This is a genomic window from Niabella sp. CPT15-335-S11 (assembly GCF_058792415.1).
In genome coordinates this window covers 336,959-354,504 of sequence record NZ_JBYTEI010000001.1, presented here as the reverse complement: position 1 = coordinate 354,504, position 17,546 = coordinate 336,959, and the positions used below count along the sequence as shown (strand labels likewise).

Annotated in this window: 16 protein-coding genes; 5 read left to right on the top strand and 11 right to left on the bottom strand. The window is 47.0% G+C overall.

Translation table 11 applies throughout. The annotated features are described in order from the left end of the window. Positions 1-69 precede the first annotated feature (69 nt). Complete coding sequence (locus AC3WS5_RS01530; RefSeq protein WP_492465428.1) at positions 70-942, bottom strand: carbohydrate kinase family protein; 873 nt, start codon at positions 940-942, stop codon at positions 70-72. 1 nt (position 943) lies between these two features. Further along, positions 944-1,927 carry an aldo/keto reductase gene (locus tag AC3WS5_RS01525; RefSeq protein ID WP_492465427.1) on the bottom strand — a complete coding sequence of 328 codons (984 nt, stop codon included), beginning with the start codon at positions 1,925-1,927 and terminating at the stop codon, positions 944-946. A 177-nt stretch (positions 1,928-2,104) separates the two neighbouring features. Between AC3WS5_RS01525 and pyrH the strand changes: the two genes are divergently transcribed. Both pyrH and pdxH read left to right on the top strand, forming a co-directional pair. Continuing rightward, positions 2,105-2,815 (top strand): UMP kinase, encoded by a 711-nt coding sequence (gene pyrH, locus AC3WS5_RS01520; RefSeq protein ID WP_492465426.1) that lies wholly within the window; start codon positions 2,105-2,107, stop codon positions 2,813-2,815. 83 nt (positions 2,816-2,898) lie between these two features. Further along, on the top strand, positions 2,899-3,543 hold the full coding sequence (pdxH, locus tag AC3WS5_RS01515) for a pyridoxamine 5'-phosphate oxidase (RefSeq protein WP_492465425.1): 645 nt from the start codon (positions 2,899-2,901) through the stop codon (positions 3,541-3,543). Between the two features lie 144 nt (positions 3,544-3,687). On the opposite strand, the gene AC3WS5_RS01510 is transcribed toward pdxH, so the two are convergent. From AC3WS5_RS01510 to AC3WS5_RS01495, 4 genes are all read right to left on the bottom strand, one after another. Then, complete coding sequence (locus AC3WS5_RS01510) at positions 3,688-3,813, bottom strand: 30S ribosomal protein THX (protein WP_492465424.1); 126 nt, start codon at positions 3,811-3,813, stop codon at positions 3,688-3,690. Between the two features lie 86 nt (positions 3,814-3,899). Then, entirely contained in the window at positions 3,900-4,169 is a 270-nt protein-coding gene (locus AC3WS5_RS01505) for an HU family DNA-binding protein (protein ID WP_492465423.1), read from the bottom strand. A gap of 275 nt (positions 4,170-4,444) precedes the next feature. Further along, positions 4,445-4,756, bottom strand: coding sequence for a DUF4286 family protein (locus AC3WS5_RS01500; RefSeq protein WP_492465422.1), 312 nt, complete (start codon positions 4,754-4,756; stop codon positions 4,445-4,447). Then, complete coding sequence (locus tag AC3WS5_RS01495; protein ID WP_492465421.1) at positions 4,749-5,525, bottom strand: exodeoxyribonuclease III; 777 nt, start codon at positions 5,523-5,525, stop codon at positions 4,749-4,751. The genes AC3WS5_RS01500 and AC3WS5_RS01495 overlap by 8 nt, the downstream gene beginning before the upstream one ends. A gap of 103 nt (positions 5,526-5,628) precedes the next feature. Between AC3WS5_RS01495 and AC3WS5_RS01490 the strand changes: the two genes are divergently transcribed. The 3 genes from AC3WS5_RS01490 to AC3WS5_RS01480 are packed head-to-tail and all read left to right on the top strand — an operon-like array spanning position 5,629 to position 7,544. Continuing rightward, a complete protein-coding gene (locus tag AC3WS5_RS01490; protein ID WP_492465420.1) occupies positions 5,629-6,378 on the top strand; it encodes an LOG family protein in 750 nt (249 codons plus the stop codon). A 34-nt stretch (positions 6,379-6,412) separates the two neighbouring features. After that, positions 6,413-7,219 carry a 3-keto-disaccharide hydrolase gene (locus tag AC3WS5_RS01485; RefSeq protein WP_492465419.1) on the top strand — a complete coding sequence of 269 codons (807 nt, stop codon included), beginning with the start codon at positions 6,413-6,415 and terminating at the stop codon, positions 7,217-7,219. A gap of 34 nt (positions 7,220-7,253) precedes the next feature. Beyond that, positions 7,254-7,544, top strand: coding sequence for a SemiSWEET family sugar transporter (locus AC3WS5_RS01480; protein WP_492465418.1), 291 nt, complete (start codon positions 7,254-7,256; stop codon positions 7,542-7,544). A 126-nt stretch (positions 7,545-7,670) separates the two neighbouring features. On the opposite strand, the gene metH is transcribed toward AC3WS5_RS01480, so the two are convergent. The 5 genes from metH to AC3WS5_RS01455 form a co-directional block, all read right to left on the bottom strand. Beyond that, positions 7,671-10,364 carry a methionine synthase gene (gene metH, locus AC3WS5_RS01475; protein WP_492465417.1) on the bottom strand — a complete coding sequence of 898 codons (2,694 nt, stop codon included), beginning with the start codon at positions 10,362-10,364 and terminating at the stop codon, positions 7,671-7,673. Positions 10,365-10,531: 167 nt separating this feature from the next. Further along, complete coding sequence (locus AC3WS5_RS01470; RefSeq protein ID WP_492465416.1) at positions 10,532-11,539, bottom strand: homocysteine S-methyltransferase family protein; 1,008 nt, start codon at positions 11,537-11,539, stop codon at positions 10,532-10,534. A gap of 335 nt (positions 11,540-11,874) precedes the next feature. Continuing rightward, positions 11,875-14,715, bottom strand: a complete 2,841-nt coding sequence (locus AC3WS5_RS01465) for an outer membrane beta-barrel protein (protein ID WP_492465415.1) — start codon at positions 14,713-14,715, stop codon at positions 11,875-11,877. A 2-nt stretch (positions 14,716-14,717) separates the two neighbouring features. Further along, positions 14,718-15,962 (bottom strand): 6-bladed beta-propeller, encoded by a 1,245-nt coding sequence (locus AC3WS5_RS01460; protein ID WP_492465414.1) that lies wholly within the window; start codon positions 15,960-15,962, stop codon positions 14,718-14,720. A 332-nt stretch (positions 15,963-16,294) separates the two neighbouring features. Then, on the bottom strand, positions 16,295-17,467 hold the full coding sequence (locus AC3WS5_RS01455) for a formimidoylglutamase (RefSeq protein WP_492465413.1): 1,173 nt from the start codon (positions 17,465-17,467) through the stop codon (positions 16,295-16,297). Between the last annotated feature and the right edge of the window lie 79 nt (positions 17,468-17,546).

The window sequence follows — 17,546 nt, the reverse complement described above, 5'->3', positions numbered from 1 at the left end:
GATTCCCATTATCGGGAAATGGTGTTTTATAAATTTATTTCAGGCGCCTCTTTTTAGAGGTGCTTTTTTTTATTCTCCGCCGAAAATCGATGCCGGCTCATATTCCGGGCACGCCCCCTCCTGCGTGGCTACAAACGCTCCCAGCCTCGAAGCAAAATCCAGACAATCCTCCGGCCGGCGACCGTCCATCAGCGGGGAGAGGAAACCGGCCAGGAATGCATCGCCGCAACCCACGGTATCTTTTACCACCACCCGGAATCCGGGGTGCTCGTAAAAGCGCTCGCCATCAAAATAACAAGCACCGGATGCCCCCCTGGTAACCACGATCTGATGGATCCCATAACGGTCGCCCATCAACCTGACCTGATCCCTGAATGCACTGATGTCGGCGTGCCATCCGGAAATAATTTCCAGTTCATGCTCGTTTAATTTCAGGATATCTGCTTTTTCAAATAGCTTTTCCAGCAGAGCCTGTTCGTAGTGAGGGGGTCGCAGGTTAATGTCGAGTACTTTCGTATTTGCCGATGAGATCAATTCAAGAAGAGAATCTCTGGAATGCGCGTTACGGGCGGCAAGGCTTCCAAATACAAAATGTGAAGCCGTTGACACTGCTGCTTTTGCTTCCGCGGTAAAATCAATGAAGTCGTAAGCCACAGGTTTGACAATATCGTATGATACATCGCCATCTGCGCCGGGTATAACCCTGACCGTTCCTGTCGACATCGTTTTATCCTGTTGCAGCAGTGATATTGGCACGCGTTGCTGCTGCATAAAGTTGATCAGATCTATACCAAGATCATCATCGCCTACCTTTGAGATCAGCGCTGTTTTCTTACCTAAACGGTTGAGGTGATAGGCCACGTTCATGGGCGCACCTCCGGGTTTCGCCCCATCGGGTAGTAAATCCCATAAAACCTCGCCAAAACAAATTGCCTGAGTCATATCAACTAAATGCTTTTTCGGGTAGCCAGGAGCGGATCAGTTGAAGATCTTCGGCACTAATGCTGATCTGAAGGGCTTTTGCATTTTCTTCAGCTTGCTTTGCATTTCGTGCTCCCGCGAGGGCTGCAACAACTGCAGGCTGGTGGAAAGTCCAGGCCAGGACAAGCTGGGATAGTGAAGCATTATATTTTTCGGCGAGGCCCCTCAGATTGCTGATCAATTTAGTAACCGCTGCCATGTCAAACCGGCTAAAATAATTCCTGCGGTGATCGTCTTCTGCCAGTTGGCTGCCGTCCTGGTACTTTCCCGTCAGCAAACCCCGTTCCATCGGGCTATAGGCGATGATCGACAATTGGTGCTCCAGCGCATAGGGTTGTACATCTGCTTCAATATGGCGCCTGATCATGCTGTACGGGACCTGGATTGAATGAAGTTTAACGGTTTGTTCAGCTTCAGCCAGTTGAGCTGCGTTGTAATTGCAGACACCAATAGCTTTCGTTTTACCGTCTTTCAGTAGCTTATCCAGGGCGCGCATCGGCTCCTCAATGGGTGTAGTAGTGTCAGGCCAGTGCAATTGTATAAGATCTACATAGTCTGTTTGCAGGCGTTTTAGGCTCAGTTCCACATCACTCAAAATTTTGTCGTAACCGGCGTAGCGGTACACTTTCTTCAGGTTGCCCGCGCGGTCTTTTCCGTCAAAGGCGTAATCGCCTTTTTCTATATCCCAGACCATACCGAACTTGGTCAGGATCTCCACTTTATCCCGACTGTAATCTTTAATCGCCCTTCCCACGAGTTCTTCACTATATCCAAATCCATACATGGGAGCCGTATCAATGGATGTAACACCGTGATCCAGGTAGGCATGAATGGCAGCGATAGAGTCCTTTTCATCATTGCCACCCCACATAAATCCGCCGATTGCCCATGCCCCCATGGTGACAGGTGTAATACTTACATTGCTCGTACCGATCTTTCTTTTCATCTGTTTGCGTTTTTAATTATTGTTTGAGGTCTCTGGTTTATTGATATTGTTAAAGGTAATGTATCCGGCCGGTCATTCAAAGCAGTGCCTCCTATATCTATTGGATATACTTCCCAATTAATTATCTTCGCTGCCTGACAGACAGGATTTATTTTCAGCACACAAAAAATTAACTCGATGCGCCCCAGGTACAAAAGAATATTGTTAAAACTTTCCGGAGAATCCCTAATGGGGAATAAGAATTTTGGTTTTGATACTGATGTGATCCTCCAATATGCCGAGGGGATTAAATCAGTTGTGGACGCGGGAGTGGAAGTTGCCCTTGTGATTGGAGGTGGCAATATATACCGGGGTATGAACGAAGCACAAACCGGCATAGAGCGGGCGCATGGCGATTATATGGGTATGCTGGCGACGTTGATCAATGGTATGGCCCTGCAGGCGGGACTTGAAAAAGCCGGAATTTTTACAAGGCTGTTGAGTGCCATCAAAATAGAACAGGTTGCCGAACCCTACATCAGGAGACGGGCGATCCGTCACCTTGAAAAAGGCAGGGTGGTGATTTTTGGCGCCGGGACAGGCAACCCATATTTTACCACCGACACGGCCGGTTCGTTGAGGGCCATCGAAATCAATGCTGATGTGATCCTGAAAGGAACACGGGTTGACGGGGTTTATACTGCCGATCCGGAGAAAGACCCTACAGCCACCAAATACACCACCGTGACTTACCAAGAATGTATTACCAATAACCTGCGCATCATGGATATGACCGCATTTACCTTGTGCATGGAGAACAACCTTCCGATAATTGTGTTTGATATGAATAAACCCGGAAACCTGATGAAAGTGGTTTTAGGCGAGGAAGTGGGGACGCTGATCTACTGACGCGGAACTCAACTCCCGCCACACGGTCTTCAAAAGCTTTTCCGGGTAAGGACATTGCAAGCCGTTTTTCTAATGTAGTTAAGATGGACCAACAAATTTCTGATATACGCATTGAATACTCTAAGAAAACCCTGAATGAGCAGGAGGTGGATAGGAATCCGTTTGCGCAGTTCGGTGTTTGGTGGCAGGAAGCGATAAAGTCTAAGTTCACTGAGGTGAACGCGATGACGCTTAGTACGGTGGACGAAAAGAATATTCCTTACAGCAGGACCGTTTTGCTCAAGGGTTATGATGAACGGGGTTTTATCTTTTTTACCAACTATAATAGCAGGAAGGGCTTGCAGATTTCAGGAAATCCGAAAGTTAGCCTCCTGTTTTTCTGGAAGGAACTTGAGCGGCAGGTAATGATTGTGGGAACTGCTGAAAAGACCACCGCAGAAGAAAGCCTGGCCTATTTCAACAGCCGGCCTGAAGGTAGCCGGATCGGGGCCTGGGCTTCAACCCAGAGCGCAGTGGTAGCAGGAAAAGCCTGGCTGAAAGAGACCTTTGATTTTTATCGAGAACGGTTTAAACACGGCGAAATTCCAAGACCACCGCATTGGGGAGGTTACCGCGTAAAGCCCGTCAGTATTGAATTCTGGCAGGGTCGCCCAAACCGGATGCACGACAGGATACAGTATTCGTTGCTTGAAAGCGGGCAGTGGAAAATTGAAAGATTATCGCCCTGATACTCGGGGGCCACAGGCTATAACAAAGGGATTCAGAACTCCTCAGAGTCATCCATACAAAAAAAGGGCAATCGGGATAAGATTTGCCCTGAAATATTATATCTGGCGGTCGTTAGACCGCTTTCACTTGCTTAGTCGTTCAATTCAGGCTTCTTTCTTAGCCGTTTTCTGATCCGCTGCCGGCTTCTTTTTTGGATTTGCCGGGCGGCTTTTGCCGAAAGAACCCATGAATCTTTTACCCTTTGCCGTTTTCTTATCACCTCTTCCCATGTATAAATAATTTTAATTTCTGCAAATGTAAGGGTATCCGAAAAAAAATGCCCCGGAATTCCGGAGCATTACAATACGATGGGCTGTCAGATCTTCGCTGAAAGTTCTTTGCCGGGTTTGAAACGGGCAACTTTCTTAGCTTTGATCTTGATCACGGCTCCTGTTTGCGGATTGCGTCCGTTACGGGCAGCCCTTTTGCTAACGGAGAAAGTGCCAAACCCTACCAAGGTAACTTTACCGCCACCTTTTAAAGTTTTTTGTACGGCGCCGGTGAAAGAATCCAATGCAGCATTCGCCTGTGTTTTCGTGATACCAGCATCGTTAGCGATTTTTTCAATCAATTCAGCTTTGTTCATAATTTAAATTTTAATGAGTTGTTTACTTAACAAATTTAAATGGTTTTTCAACGAATCAAAAAAAAATCAGGAGGATAAAAAAATGCTCAAATCGCCTCAGAACCGCTTTGGGTGCGAATCACAGCATTCCCGGGGTGCCGGGAACAGTCTGCTATTAGATATCATTTTCTCTGAAAGCCCTATTGGGACTGCATTGTAGCCGATTAAACAGGCCGGATGGCCGTCGAAACCCTACGCTACGCCCCGTTTCTGGCGGGGGTACAGTTTATGCACAATCAATGCACAACCTTCAGTATTGTCCTGAAACTCAGGGCCTGTTCGCCCCATTTGTCCCTGAATTCCAACAAGAACCGTTCATCGTAGTACTCAAGATATCGTTGAAAATCGGCTTCCTCATTGGCATGAAACTGCACGGCGAAAGTGGGTCCACTGGCCTCATCGGCTTCTATAAGTTTTAGAATAACTGCATCGCTGAAACACGTTGTTGACAGTATCCCGGGGATATGCTCATCACGCAGCCATTGCAGCCAGGCGGACTCGATTTCCGCAGCAACCCTCGTAGTTACATTGACGATCAGCTTAGCCATCCGTCCTGAGCTTTAAGTAGACGGGGCAATGATCACTGTGTTTTACATCAGGAAAAATATCTGATTCCTGAACATCTTTCACCAGCGGGTCGCTGACCGATATATAATCAATTCTCCATCCTTTGTTATTCAGCCGGACAGTCGGAAACCGTTGACTCCACCAGCTATAACGATGCGCTTCGGTTGGATGCAGCATCCGGAAAGTATCATGAAATCCGTCTGCGAGGAATTTATCCATCCAGGCTCTCTCTTGCGGCAGGAACCCTGAAGAGTTCTTGTTGCCTTTTGGATCATGGATATCTATAGCTTCGTGCGCGATGTTATAATCCCCACAAATGATCAGACGCGGGAATTTCTTCCGGAGTTTTAGCACATAGCTAAGAAACTCGTCCAGCCACTCATATTTAAACGACTGTCGCTCCTCACCACTTGTACCCGAAGGGAAATAGGCATTCAGCAGCCGGATATTTCCAAAGTCGAGCTGGATCACGCGTCCCTCCTCATCACTGATCTTGTGGCCGCTTCCATACTCAACATGGTCGGGTTTGATCTTGCTGAAAACCGCTACACCGCTATACCCTTTTTTTAACGCGGAAAACCAAAAATCATGATAGCCAAGTTCATTGAATAGTTTGTGATCCACGTTATCTCTGAGGGCCTTGGTCTCTTGTACACAGATAATATCCGCGGGGTCGGTTTTCAGCCAATCCAGGAAACCTTTATTGATAGCGGACCTTATTCCATTCACGTTATAGCTGATGATGCGCATAGGTGACAGATATTGTTGATTTGGCAAAAATAAGTGACACGGTTGTTTTTATTCAATTTTATAAACGAATTTTGCCGCCGGCGAGTTTGTCGCTCGCACGATTATGGAAGCAAATATCAAGCTAAAAACTTCGAAGCGTATTATTCCCGCCAAAGAGCACATTTATCTCGATGGGCCGAAAAGCCGTGGTTATGAACTGTTTTTTGCCATCAAAGTGCTATGGCAGTTTTTGAAGGGCTTCAGAACCCTGCACTTCGCAGGACCCTGTATTACCGTTTTCGGATCCGCCAGATTCGGACCAGACAGTATTTACTATCAGCAGGCGAGAGAGTTTGGTCGGCGGATCGCCGATCTTGGATTTGTAACGATGACCGGGGGCGGCCCCGGAATCATGGAGGCAGCGAACAGAGGGGCTTTTGAAAATGATGGCGTTTCTCTAGGATGTAATGTTAAACTTCCATTTGAGCAACACTATAATCCCTATCTGACGCGGGCAGTGACGTTTGAACATTTCTTTGTAAGAAAGGTGTTGCTCGTCAAATATAGTTATGCATTTATTATCATGCCAGGGGGATTTGGTACAATGGACGAGTTTTTTGAGACGCTCACCCTGGTTCAGACTGGTACTATTACAGCTTTTCCAATCGTGATCTTTGGAAAGGAGTTTTACAGCGATCTTATGCAGATGATCGAAGGCATGGCCGAAAAAGGTACAATTTCCAGGGAAGATTTGAAGCTCGTGCTGCTGACGGATGACATAGATGAAGCTATGGATCATATACGCCAGTATATAACTTCCAATTATACAATTAGAAAAAGGTGGACATTACCCTGGCTATTGGAAAAACGATAGCCGATTTATAATTTTTTCAAAACAATTCATGTATATGAAAGTATTAATGACTGCACTGCTACTATTTACAACGCTGACATTTCATGCACAGCAGACCTACTCAGGGGTTAAATGGCAACAGTTGTTCAACGGCAAGAATCTAAGCGGGTGGAAACCTAAGATTCGAGGTTATGCTTATGGGGAAAATTTTGCAAATACATTCCGGGTAGAGAAAGGCATGATAAAAGCCAGCTATGAGGGCTATGGCGATGATTTCAAAGACCGGTTCGGTCACCTCTTTTATAAGACTCCGTATTCGTATTACCTTTTGGCAGTAGAATACCGCTTTGTAGGCAAACAGGCGCCGAAAGCGCCGGGCTGGGCCTATAAAAACAGCGGCATCATGATTCATTGCCAGGATCCCGCCACGATGCTCCGGGATCAGGATTTTCCTATTTCAATAGAAGTGCAACTGCTGGGAGGTGATTCTACGGGTGTAAGGCCCACCTGTAACTTATGTACACCAGGCACCAATGTGGAGATGAACGGAAAACTTTTTACACCTCATTGTATTAATTCTTCTTCTAGGACTTTCAGGAACGAGGAATGGGTAAGGGCTGAAGTCCTGGTGTTGGGCAATGAAGTCGTGAAGCATATTGTGAATGGCGATACAGTCCTCGTGTACCAAAAGCCGCAGATCGGCGGAGGGAATGTGAGTAACTTCGATCCGGCAGTTAAGAAAGACGGACAAATGCTCAGCGGCGGTTATATCTCTTTACAAAGTGAAGGCCACCCGGTTGAGTTCCGAAAGGTGGAAATTAAAAACCTGGAACCTTATTACAGGAAAAGAAAAGCCAAATAACACTCCTCCACAAGTCACTTTTAATACACAACATATGACAGGAGTAGATATGCTGGGTTATTCTGCAGGGTTTATCACCACGCTTACCTTCCTTCCCCAGGTTATTAAAACCTATCGCGAGAGATCCGCCAGGGATATCTCCATGAATATGTTTCTCATTGCGGCGATCAATGAGGTCATGTGGATAGTTTACGGCGCCCTGAAGCAGGATATGGTCATCGTACTGACGAATGTGGTGGTACTGATCTTGTCAACGACCATGATCGGATTTAAACTGCGATACGGAAAGCGTCCCCGCAGGGAGACGGTGACCGGAAATGAATAATATCACCACCTGGTGATGGTCAGAGCTAGCGGTGACCACCGGATGAGCAAGCTGTGCCGGGATGTATAATATCACTACCTGGTGATTATCCTGTTTTGCCGGTGACTACCGGATAAGCAGCTATGTTTAATCCAGAATCGGTCTTAGCCATTTTCTCATACCCTCCTCGCTCATTTCCTTCCTGGCTGCATAGTCATCAAGCTGATCCTGTTTGATTTTGCCGACACCAAAATATTTGCTTTCAGGATGACTGAAATACCATCCGCAGACTGAAGAGGCCGGGTACATGGCCAGCGACTCTGTCAGGTGGATGCTTGTATTGGCCTCACCGCCCAGCAGCTCAAAAAGTTTGAACTTCTCGGTATGATCCGGGCATGCAGGGTAGCCCGGCGCCGGTCTGATTCCCTGGTATTTTTCCCCGATCAGGTCTTCGTTATTCAGCGTCTCATCTGCCGCGTAACCCCACAATTCTTTCCTTACCTTTTCATGGAGGGCTTCGGCAAACCCTTCAGCAAAACGATCGGCCAGCGCCTGCAGGTTGATTTTATTATAATCATCATTCTCCGCGATGAATCGCTGCAAATGCGGTTCAGTGCCATGGATGGTTACAGAAAAAGCACCAATATAATCGGAAGGAGCCTCCGCGCCGGGCGTTGCCGGTTTGATAAAATCGGCCAGGCTGTAATTGGGTTGGCCGGGCGCCTTTTTCAATTGCTGGCGCAGAAATTCCAGTCTGATTTTCTTTTCGGGGTGATGAACGACTACCGAGTCATCTGCAATTTTCGCCACAGGCCAGAAGCCGACTGTTCCCCTGGGAGTCAGCCATTTTTCACAAATGATCCGGTCCAGCAACGCATTCGCATCGTTGTAAAGTTTGGTGGCTTCGGCGCCCACAACCTCATCTTCAAGGATCTGCGGAAACTTGCCATGCATTTCCCAGGCAATGAAAAACGGCTGCCAGTCGAAAAATTTCCGAATTTCCGAAAGGTCAAAGTCTTCGAAAATTTTTACGCCGGTGAAGCGGGGTGGTGTTGGCGCGTAGTTATCCCATTTAATTGGGGCCTTATTTTGCTGGGCCTCATGGAATGGGAGGAATTGCTTGACGGTCTTTTTATTGGCGAATTCCTCAGCGAGTTTCTGGTATTCGTTGCGGATGGAAGCCAGAAAACTTCCTTTCAGTTCCGGGTTTAGTAGTGAACCGGTCACACTTACGCTGCGTGAGGCGTCCAGCACGTGAACGACACCATTATTGAACTGAGGTGCAATTTTAACGGCCGTGTGCATCCGGGATGTAGTGGCCCCCCCTATCAGAAGCGGTTGCTGCATATCTCGTCTCTGCATCTCGTGCGCCACGTTCACCATTTCATCCAGGGAAGGAGTAATCAGTCCGCTCACCCCAATGATATCCACGTTTTCTTTAACGGCAGTGTCCAGGATTTTTTCAGCAGGCACCATCACGCCGAGGTCAAGCACCTGGTAACCGTTGCATCCTAGTACCACGCCAACAATGTTTTTACCAATATCGTGCACATCGCCTTTAACGGTTGCCAGCAGAATTTTTGGCACTTTGCTCTCATCCAGATCCGGATTGTCCAGTTTCTCCTGCTCAATAAAAGGGGTTAGCCAGGCAACACTTTTCTTCATTACCCGGGCACTTTTCACAACCTGGGGCAGGAACATCTTACCGGCACCAAACAAGTCTCCCACCACATCCATACCTGCCATCAGGGGGCCCTCGATAACATCTAGCGGTCTTGGATAGGTCAGACGAGCCTCTTCGGTATCTTCATCAATATAATCTGTGATACCGTTCACCAAAGCATGCTTCAATCTTTCTTCCACGTTGCCTTTTCGCCAGGCATCATCTTTCTTTTGAGTTTTTCCCTGTGATTTCACCGTTTCGGCAAATGCGAGCAGTTTCTCTGTAGCTTCATTGTTTTCATTATTCCTGTTAAGGATCACGTCTTCGCAAAGGGTCCTAAGTTCCGGGTCTATCTCATCGTACACGGTGAGCTGACCTGCATTCACAATGCCCATGCTCATGCCTGCCTGGATCGCATGGTACAGGAATACCGCGTGCATAGCTTCCCTTACCGGCTCGTTGCCCCGGAAGGAAAAGGAAAGGTTGCTGACACCTCCGCTGATATGTGTCAGGGGCATGCGTTTCTTAATTTCCCGGGTGGCTTCTATAAAGTCGACCCCATAATTATTGTGCTCTTCCAACCCGGTTGCAATAGCAAAAATATTGGGGTCAAAAATAATATCCTGGGGAAGGAAACCAACCTTTGTGGTCAGTACCTGGTAAGCGCGTTCACAGATTTGCACTTTGCGCTCTTCGGTATCTGCCTGGCCTTTTTCATCGAATGCCATAACTATCGCTGCAGCGCCAAAATTCCGGCAAATGGTGGCCTGCTCTATGAATTTCTCCTCACCCTCTTTAAGGGAAATTGAGTTTACAATACATTTTCCCTGTACACACTTAAGGCCGGCTTGAATAATCTCAAATTTCGATGAATCAATCATGATGGGAACCTTAGCAATATCCGGCTCGCTCTGAAGCTGATTCAGGAAACGTGTCATGGCTTGTACGCCATCGAGCAACGCGTCATCCACGTTCACATCAAGAATCTGGGCGCCATTCTCAACCTGTTGCCTGGCAACGCTCAGGGCCTCTTCATACCTGTTCTCCCGAATCAGACGGGCGAACTTTTTGGACCCTGTGACATTCGTCCGTTCACCGATATTGATAAAATTACTTTCCGGGCGTACTATCAGTGGTTCCAGCCCGCTTAAGGTCAGATATGGTTGAATTTCTTTCATTGATTTCACTTTAAACATTCATTGAAAACATACTTCCTTTGAAGCCTTCAGGAGGCATGCCAACGTTTAATTAATTTTTAGGTATGCCCGTTATTTTCTTTAACGGCGTTCCTGTCAGAACGGTTTCTGCCAGAACCTGGGAAAGCAGGCACCTTAACCGGCGAAGGTTAAACGGGGACCAGCCTGGGTTTCAATCCCTTTACCTGTTGCGCTATTTTTCGTATATGATCCGGTGTTGTGCCGCAGCACCCACCAACAATATTTACAAATCCCTCCGTTGCCCAATCGCCTAAAAAAGAGGCAGTTTCCTCCGGGTGCTCATCATATTCGCCCATCGCATTGGGCAGGCCGGCATTTGGATAGGCCGAGACATAGCAGCCCGCGATTTGTGATAGTTCCGACACATGGGCACGCATTTCTTTTGCGCCAAGGGCACAGTTGACGCCAACACTCAATGGCCGGGCGTGGGCGATTGAAATATAGAAGGCTTCGAGCGTCTGCCCGCTGAGCGTCCTTCCGGATGCATCGGTAATGGTACCGCTGATCATGATCTCTTTCTCCCTGTCCGGATTATCGGCAAAAAACTTCCTGGCAGCAAAGATGGCCGCCTTCGCATTCAGCGTATCAAATATTGTTTCGATCAGGAGGAGATCCACACCACCGTCCACCAATCCCCTGATTTGCTCATAATAGGCATCAACCACCTGGTCAAAGGTTACAGCCCGGAACCCGGGGTTGTTGACGTCGGGAGACAAGGACAGGGTTTTGTTTAACGGACCAATAGCGCCAGCTACAAAAACCGGTCTTTTTTCGCCTGCAGGTAGTGAATCCATATATTCCGCAATGGCCTCCCTGGCGCATTTGACAGAAGCTACATTTAATTCGTAGGTCAGCTCCTGCATCCCGTAGTCTGCCTGGGCAATAGACGTGCTGCTGAACGTGTTGGTTTCAATGATATCCGATCCCGCCGCCAGGTAATCTTTGTGGATAGCTTTAATAATATCAGGACGCGTAAGGCTCAGGAGATCATTGTTTCCTTTCAGGTCAGACGGCCAGTCTTTGAAACGATCTCCCCGGAAATCTTTTTCCTGCAATGCATAACGCTGGATCATGGTCCCCATGGCACCATCCAGCAACAGAATCCTTTGATTCAGTAATTCTCTGATGCTACTCATTTATTCAAAAAATTAAGTTGTTAGCTACCGAAAAATAAACGAGGGATGAGCCTGTAGGAGGCGATCGGACGTTTATTAGTTCAGAATAATTTAAACAGGCTGAACAATAAACAAATCCGCCTGCAAGGAGACAAAGGTATAGAATCCGACGGATATATGGCTGGTTTTTTATATTACGGCCTGATTGCCGGACGACCGGAACCATCATGGCCCCCGATTCCCTGCGCGACCGATCACATCAACTCCCGCAAATAGTTACCCGAAATTCCGGTTGCCGCGGGCTTTTCGGCGGGGTAATTACTGCGAAGGCTTTCAGCCCGGTTGTTGTTAGCACCCTAATTTCTATTCCGCCCACGGTTCTCATTTTTTCCAAACTTTCTGGGGTAATAGGAAAGTGTGATCATAAAAAATTGGTGCAAGCCATTCGACACGGTCGTGGTGAGATTGTTAACGCCGGCATAGGTGGAGATATTTTTGTTTTGTTTCAGAATATCCATCGCCGAAAATTTTGCCTCAGCCTGCTGCGACTTCAGGAAGCGATAGGTCAGGAAAGCATTCCATAAAACAGCACTCTGTTGCGTACTTTTATTTTTTACATAATTGACCGAATTGCTGAAGATAACATTTTTCGGATACTTGATGTTGATGCTGCCATTCGTTATATAACTTGTGTTTTTGAACGACTTCAGGTTTTTGCCACTCTGCGTGTTATTAGTCAGAGCAATACTTTGCGAAGCCTGGAAGGTTGCAACGTCAGCAATCGCATACATCACATTGAAATTATTGCTGATACTATTGTTCCTGGACAGTGAATAGATCCCATCGATATACGTAGGCGCATTGCCATTGTTCAGATTTCCCGAATAACGTAGTTGAAGGATATTTTTCTTAAACTTAAATGAAGTGTTCATGTTGAATCCCGAGCTGTAATTACTGCGCCCGCTCACGTTGATCTGATAAATATTTCTCCTCCCCAGGTTATCATAATAAGAACTATCGGAAACAGCATCCCTGGAAATATTCATATTCCCGTACACGCCAAAACCAATATCCGTCTTCCTTTGCCGGTTCTGCCGGTTATAATTCAGATTGAACCCGTAATTGTTGTTGTACGTGGGACTCAGATAGGGGTTGCCGTGGTTAAAACTATAAGTATTCGTGCTGTCAATGATGGGAAATAACTGGTCAACAGATGGAATGGAAGCAGACCTGTTCTGCGAGAGGTTCATATCAATTCTGTACCTGTTATGACGCAGGTAATTATAATTCAAAGAAAATCCCGGGATAAAAAAGCCAAAGGAACGAGTCAGGTTGCGGTTGGCGATACTGGACGAGTTATGCTCTGTCAGAAACTGGCCGCGCAGGTTCAGATAAATATTGATCCACCGGCTGTAGCGATCACTCAGGTTTTTATTGAAACTTTTGGAAATATTGAAACTGGGCCGGTCTTCAAACCGGTTTAATTGATTGTGGTTGGTGAGATAGCCGTTGAGTTGATAGTTCCCCGTCAGCTTATTAAAATCCTGTACATCCGATGTGTATGATGAGCTGGAAAATGTCAGATCGTTCGAGACCCCCATGTTGATGTTCCAGAGGCTGTTTCCGCCAAATAGTAATCTCTTCAGGGCATTGTAATTTGCACTCAGTGTATTGCTGAAGCTGGACGATGCGGTTTCATACAGGCGGTTGATGTTCTTGTTCTTTGATATGTCGGCCAGTGACTCAAAAAGCGTTTGTGTGTTTCGCTCACCCCGGCTGGAAGACATAGCCATCGAATTGCTGAGCGAAAAACTCTTCAGGTTTCGTTCATCATCTCCCCTGTTTCGTAACCGAGCGGTGAAATTTAGGCCCTGGTTGTCATTTTTATAAACGGTACGTGCGTTGTTTTCACTTACGGCTCCTTCTCCTTCCACGTCTGAGTGGGTCACCGAACTGGAAGTACCCGAGCCCGAGCCTGTGTTAGCATTCAGATCTGTCGAAAAATCGCGGACTCGGTTGCGGTTGTTGTATCCCGCGCTAAATGAACGTGAGATATTATCACCCTGCGACTGATACCGTGTATTGGTCAGGAATACTTTGCCCGAAGCGCTGCTCCTGGAATTCGTAAGGTTGTCAATTTCATTGATGTTTTGACGGATAGTGAAGGAGGCATTTGCCTGGTTATTGTACCAGTTATTATTTGTCTCGGCGAAATTATGCTGAAAGTTAGCCCCCAGGAACCTGATTTCATTGATACCCTGCCCGCCAAAGTTGGCCACGTACCGGTTCCGGGGATTAAAGCTTCGGAACGTGCTTTGCTGCTGAATGGATTGCATATCCGCGCTTTTGTTAATATTGTTCGCGCTGGCAACCAGGCCAAACCTGGATTTATTATTGTAAGCCTGTCCCGCCAGATCGGCTTCATACCGATTGCCCGTGCCAAGGCCACCCCCGGCTTTTCCGAAATAGCCCGACTTTTTAGTTGGCTTAAGTTTGATATTCATTGTCAGGAGGGAATCAGAGGGGGAGACTTCTGCGTTGTCTTTCGAATAGTCCGTTTCCTGGTAAACCTGGATTTTATCGATGGCATTTTTAGGCAGATTTTGTGTGGCGATAGCGGGGTCATTGGCAAAAAATTGCTTACCGTCGACCAGCACCTTATTTACCTCTTTGCCGTTTACCGTGATAGAACCATCGCCCCAGAGGGTCATACCGGGTACCCGTCGAAGCATATCCTCCACAACTGCGTTGGAATCCAGCTTAAATGCGCCCGGGTTGACTTCCAGGGTATCCCCTTTCATTCTGATGGGAACCACCGCCTGCACCACCACTTCCTCCAGGGTACCATAACCTCGTGCCAGAAACACATCTTTCGTTTTGAACGTTTTATGAGCGGAATCGATGGTGATTACCCTCGAAGCGGATTTATACCCTGTGAAGGAAAAATCAAGGATCATGGGTGTCATCAGGGGCACCGACTTAAAATGAAACTCACCCTGGGGACTGGATAACTGGTAATCCAGGATCGTTGAATCTGATTTTCTGAAAAGACTGATGGTAACGTACTGCATCACGTTACCGCCGACAGAGTCTTTAATGACCCCCGTTAGAGTACCGGTCTTAAGGGAGTCCTTGGTCTGTCCGGATCCTGCGAAAGGGAGGGACAGCACCAGCAAAATAAAAATGGGAACTCTCATAATCACCGCTTGGTTTTTGGCTTTAGCAGTACGATAACGGGATTCCCGTCCCGGTTACTTCTGGCAAAATAATTTTTGAGAACTGCATTGTATTCGAGGTTCCTGGTCCGGGCTGCTTCTTTTGCCTGGAACATAGCTGCTGATGAGACACTGCTATATAGCCGGGCACCATCGTTGTATTGAATACCATTAGGCATCACCGGCAAAAAGTAGTTGTTACTGTCTGAAGAAATCCGGAACTGATTGTAGAATTGATTGTTGACTTTGTCAAACAGGTAACTCCGGTCGCGCCCGCCTCTGAAGTATTCCAGCCCAAAGAACAGGTATTGCCCGGTTTCCGTCACATTCCGGATGGCCAGGTTATATTGGGTATGCTTTGTTTTGAAATCCAGCAATGCTGTTTTGGACTCGAAGTTCTGCGTAAAAAAAGATGCAGGGAGGGAACTTTCCGCTGGAAGCACAAGCGTGTAACGTTCCGTGATGGTATCAGGCAATAACTGGTACAGGGTATAATGGTAGGGCCGGGAGAACAGGATTGTTCCATCAGAAGGATTTGAGTAAAAATAAATGCGCGCCGGTTCATCGAAAAATTCAGATGACTTTTGCATATTGAATGGGAAGTAGGCCTTCAGGGTTCTCTGGCCGTTCGAAATTTTCAGCTCGTAATCAGTCGAGTCTTCCCATTTTTTGTCGGCATAGATGTGACTGTAAGCCCACTGTCCGTTTTTCAGCAGGGTGGGTCTCAGGATAGCGAGACTGAAATTGGCAATAGGCGACACTTTTCCTCTGGTTACATCTTTGAGGTCGTAGTACACAGCCCTTGTAACTCCTGATCCTGATATTTCTTTAGGGTCACCCGTCCATTTTTTTATTTCTGCCTGCGTGGGGTTGTAGCTTTTGGTGATGAACGAAATATAGATGGCATTTTTTTGAGCTGCCAGTTGAATGGACATTACCCGGTAACCCTTCATCGAGTATTTCTTGAGAAATTTTCCATGCCTGTCGAAAAAATACACCGCATCGGTGTCATTATCTCTCACTATAAAATATTGAGGTGTAACAATCAATTCGCTGATCCGCCCAAAACGGCTGCCCCTGGTAGTCTCCAGGGGGATGTAGTGTATTTCTTCAAAAAGTTGGGACTGTGGCGAGCCCCCGGCATAATTGGGATCAAAGTAAAGTTTCTGCGGCTGGCTGTAACCAGTGATGACGATGAGCAGGAGAATAGCCAGAAAGATTGTTTTCATAAATCGTATTGGCAGGCACTTTTTGCCATTTTGCCCGCAATATTAGTTTATATGCTGATAAGCCGATGTTCAAAAAGGATGAACGGGTGCATCAGTGGCGGAAAGTTAAAACAAATTCCACCGGCTTTCATCTTTGGATTGGTCTAACTGCGAAAACGATTGAGGATTCCCGGCGTATAGCAGCGCCGGGTGCTCCCGCGATCGGATACTAAGCCGAAGCCGGTTCGCGTCAGAAAAATACCTGACCAGGATCTTCAGTTAAAGAACTGAAGAAAATCTGACAAAAGGTAACCAGTTGGTGATTAAAGAATTATGTGAATATGGGAGGCTTCTTAGCTTTTGTTTGGCGTGCTGGTGTGTTCCGGGGGGCTATTCCTTTGCTGGGCACGAAACCACCTCTCAGGAATCTCATCGTTTCCGGTCATCAGATAATCCTTGTAGCTGCAGGGAGCGAAATGTCTGTTGGGCAGTTGCATCCACCAGCGGCCTGTTTTTTTACTTTGTAGAAATAGGGTCTCAATTTCAGAAAAGATAACCTGAAACTCATTGAAAGAATCACGATCTTCCATCGATGCTTCTTTTTTTCTCCTATGCCTGCCATCAATAGTATACCAGAGCATGTGGCTGATCTGTTTGGCCGTCAGCTCGTCCCGGTCCGCCGTTTCATCGTACCCGTAGATCCCTATAGAATTTACTTGGCTGCTCATGCCGGCAAACTGCATCAGGGTGCAGGCTTCTTCGCCGGTGAATCCATTGGGGGTGAGGCTGTTTACAGGCGCATAAGCATTGGCAATGGCGTTGATATCAAAAGAAAACAGGTTGCTGCTTCGTATATTGGGCTCAATCTCTTCTAAATTTTCCCGTACATGCCCCAGCCGGTAGAAATCAAACTTGAGTTTGTCAAGGGTTTGTAACATACCCGGATGTACCAGGTAACTCTGAAAACCAATATGGTTGTAATGCTTCAGGTAGTTGGGTTCACTGGTAAACATGTCCATCAGGAAATGATCGTTTGAAAAGGGAGACTCCATATCCAGGTCGATCACCGCATCCACCAGTGTCGCTTCCATCAGCGTCTGACTGCTTTTATACGCCTGGTATTGTCCGAGTGTAAGATCATGGGAACCGCCCAGGATGACTACGGTCTTCCCCGATTCGATCAGTTCGGAAATGACCGTTTTTAACGCAGCCAGCGTATCGTTATAGGTTTCTCCCTGCTTCAGATTCCCGATATCGGCCAGCCGTATGCCTTCATGCCAGCCATAAAGGGCATAAAAATGACGCCTGATAACATCCGGACCTGCTGAGGGTGGTCCCATGAATCCCTTCCCGCGTTGTTCTCCACAACCCAGGATAACAATTTCCACATCCTCCAAATCCGGAAGCTCTTCCTCGTACCGTTTAATAAGCGCGCCGATTTGCCCGGATTTATAACTCTCGTCACCAGTTATCTGGCGGATGTTGACAGGCAGTAAAAAAGATTCAATATTGAGATAGTCTGACATGGCTGCAAGATAAGCATTGCAGAAACGTGATGTTTGAGATCGGGCCGTTAATTGTAAAAGGGCCAGGTCGCCAGCTTCA